At 48.7% G+C, this 4003-nt stretch carries 1 protein-coding gene; it reads left to right on the forward strand.

The genetic code is table 11. The features are described from left to right. Positions 1-376 precede the first annotated feature (376 nt). On the forward strand, positions 377-4003 hold a 3627-nt coding region (locus tag HUU10_15640; GenBank protein ID NUQ83035.1), incomplete at its 3' end, for a hypothetical protein.

Genomic DNA, 4003 nt, shown 5'->3' on the forward strand with positions numbered 1-4003 from the left:
TGCAGGTGTGTACTTCTACAAACTGGAATTCAACAACCAGGTTGTAACGAAAAAATTAACCCTCGTGAAGTAACACCCACTCCGGAACCCCGATCCGGTATGTCCGGGTCGGGGCTTCTTTTCGGACCCGATATGCACAGAAACGAAACCGGCCCTGGCCGGTTTTTTTTCTGAGAAATTGATCCGTCCACTTGAATGGCCGGCCAGAATTCCCGTGAATGGAAAAAAACGGGTCGTAAACAGCGACATCAGGATAAGAATGCCTGAAAAGTAATAAGTTCTGACTGAAAATTGATACGTCCAACGGTACGAAAAACCGGAACTTTGTTTTTCCGGAAATGGGTTACCGGGTAATTAACAAATGGAGAGATAACGAATGGCGCTCGATACATCAAAAAGAGGACTGGCAACCTCTGTGCTGAAATCCTTAACCTTTTTAGGTACAGCAATCAGTCTGTTGTTGTTGTCAACAAACGGACATACACAAGCCACCTACACAGTCACCAACACCAATAATTCTGGTGCAGGCTCACTGCGGCAGGCCATGCTGGATGCAGAGGCTTCTGCAGGTGCTGATATCATTAATGCAACAGGCATTTCAGGTACCATCATCCTGGATTCTGCCTTGTCCGTCATCACCCAGGACTTAACCATCAACGGTCCGGGTGCATCTACACTGAGCATCAGTGGCAAAAACCAATTCAGACCGTTCTTTATCACAGGCGGAACCGTTGAGATCAAAAATTTATCAGTGATTAACGGAAAGGCCCAGGGAGGTAGTCCAACCGTCGGTGGCGGCGGTGGTGCCGGAATGGGAGGTGCCATTTATATCGATGCCGGTACCGTTACCCTGACATCCGTTACCTTTTCCGGGAACAGTGCAGTGGGAGGAAATTCCTATTATGCCGATAGTTTCGGATTTGGCGTTGCTGGCGGAGACGGTCCGTTTGCAGGTTCAGGCGGAGCCGGTGGATTCAGTACCAGTTCGTTTCAGGGAGGGGCGGGTGCTGCAGGCTCCTTCGGGGGCGGTGGTGGATCGGGTGGCTATGGCCGTTATGCAGGAGGATTTGGCGGAAATGGCGGTTACGGTGGTGGCGCCGGTGCCGTAGGTAGTAAATATGATGGAACCAGTGGTTCCTGGTCAGCGGTCAATCCCGGAACGCCCGGTGAATTCGGTGGCTCATCCACCGTTGCCTACTTTGCCGGTAATGATGTGAACCGCCGCAGTGGCGGTGGTGGTGCCGGTTTGGGTGGCGCTGTGTTCGCCCGCTCCGGAAGTACGGTTTCTCTGGTTTCCTGTACATTCTCAAATAACTCAGCAACAGGTGGAACAGCCGGAACCGGTGGAACGGCGGGAAAAGGAAAGGGCGGAGCCATCTTCGTTCATCCGGGCGCGACTGTGTCTGCAGACCTGGTGACGTTTACTTCAAACACGGCTGCTGACGAGTCTGTGTCTCTGACTGATAATGATGATTTTTATGGTGATTTGAACTGGACTGCTCCTGAACCAATCACCCTTGATGCCAGCGATGTTGCTTATACAACAGTTACCCTGAATGGTACTGTCAATCCGAATGGTTATGCAACCACCTACCGCTTTCAGTATGGAACGGACTCCACATTCAGTACGTATTCAGAAACTGCTGCAACTTCCGCTGGTTCCGGAACCGAAGCGGTTGCCGTTTCAGTTTCTCCGACTGGATTGAGCCACAATTCCACATATTATTTCCGTCTGGTTGCACAAAGTGCAAAAGGAACCCGGATTGGTTTTAAGGAATCGTTCACAACGCTGGTTCTTCCGCTGCCTGTTATTACCGTTTATGAGGCAACCGATATCGGTGGTGGAAATGCAAAACTCAACGCAAGTGTATTTCCGAATGGTTCAGAAACCACCTATCAGTTTGAATATGCAGATAACCCCACTTTCACAGGCGCACAATACAGTAATAATGGCATAATAGCCGCTGATTACAGCAATAAAAATCCTGTAAATGCTGTTCAACTGACTGGTAGTCAATATATTGCCATTCCTGATAATGGAACGTTAGACTTACCAGGAGCCTTTACAATCGAAGCATGGATTTTCCAGAATGCATCCGGTGAAAATACCATTATCAGTAAAGGCGATGGCCGCTATTCTTTTCAGATCAAAAATAACAAACTCAGTTTTAACAGTGCGTCACTGACCGGTTCAAACTGGGTACCGGCTGCACCAACCACGACCATCCCGGTACGGGAATGGGTCCATGTGGCGGTAACCTTCGATCCGACTTATAACGAATTCTATTTTTATAAGAATGCTAGTGTTGTTGAGTATTACAGTAGCTATCCCAGCAAACCGGTGATGGTTCCCGACAATGGAGATGTTCATATTGGCAGAATCAATCCCAACGGATGTAACTGCAGTAGTTTTAATGGAATGATCGATGAACTCCGGGTCTGGTCTGTAAAAAGAACGTCGACTGAAGTTTATGAATCCTATCAGAAAGGATTGAGTGGATCGGAGACTGGGCTGAGTGCCTATTGGCAGTTTAATGAATTCAGCGGTGATTTGGTTGCCGATCAGACCGGAAACGGAAATGACGGAACGATTGTGGGTACCCCATCCTTCAGAACTTCCAAAGCAACTGTTTATACGACTTCGAAACACGTGACTGCGACCATTGACGGCTTGCTGCCCAAAAACAATTATTTCAGGGTGACTGCAACCAATGCCTTTGGTACAACGGTATCCGCCGCTCAACCCATTGTGCATCAATCGACATCTGCAGATTTAATTCTTTGGGTCCGGTCTGATTCCGGAGTCACCAGGGATGGTTCCGATTTGGTTTCTTCATGGACCAACCTTGCTCCCGGTGGAGGAGAGGTAACCCAATCTGCTGGCGAACATCAGCCGCTTTTTGTTTCAAACGGAATCAATGGAAAGCCGGTTATCCGCTTTAATGGGACCTCGACGGTTTTGGAAACACCCACACTGAATGTTGGGACTAAAATGACGGTCATTGCCGTGATGAAATCCGTAAAATACCCGACTCAGCGAATCATTTCAGACGAGAATTACTTTACGATGTTTCTGGATGGATTCCAGCTCTTTATGAAAGGCGGAACCGGGGATTCCTGGAGTAATGACTTTGCCTATTTCGGTTCGATTGGCTATGACACCTTCCGGATTTTGGCTGTTTCCTCGGATGGCATCGTAACGGAAGGATACGTCGATGGTGTAAATTCAGGGACAAGCACCTTCTACCGTATTCCGAATTCTGCTCCTTATTATATCGGAGCATCCTATTCTTCTGGTTCTGGTTATGCAGAGTTCATGGAGGGAGATATTGCAGAATTGATGGTCTACAATAAAGTGTTGACGCAGAACGAAATTTTTGCGTTGGGTTCCCGTCTGAAAATGAAATACCAGATTGGGGTTGAGAGCACCTCACCTTCACCAGAAGTTTCTGCCGGGTCCACCGGATCCTTCGTTCTGGGTAATACCGGCGCTGCGGTTACTTTTACCACGGCCAGCGGTACATCGGGTAGTCTGACTGCTTCGACCAGCAACAATCCGAACATTGTCGGATCGCTCCCGCTGGGCATTACCGGCCTGGCTGCCGAGAAATATTGGAGCATCATCAACACTGGTCTGACCGGCATCGAATATTCCATTACCCTCGATCTGACGGGCATTTCCGGGATTACCAATTTCAATGGAATCAAAGTGGTGAAACGTGAAGATGAAAATGCCACGTGGGTCGATGTCACCGGTGCGCCATTTTTTGCAACGGTCACACATGATGAACCCTTTATTACCATTTCCGGATTGACCAGCTTCTCTCAGTTTGCGGTTGGCAGCGGTTCAGAAAATCCGCTTCCTGTTGAACTGGCCTCCTTCACCGGCTCGGTGTCGGGTGATCAGATCATCCTGAACTGGTCCACCAAATCGGAACTGAATAATTATGGGTGGGAAGTACAGAGGTTTCTTCCGAACCCTGAGGTTCTCGAAGGGACAGGA

It is taken from the genome of Bacteroidota bacterium, assembly GCA_013360915.1.
GTDB lineage: Bacteria > Bacteroidota > JABWAT01 > JABWAT01 > JABWAT01 > JABWAT01.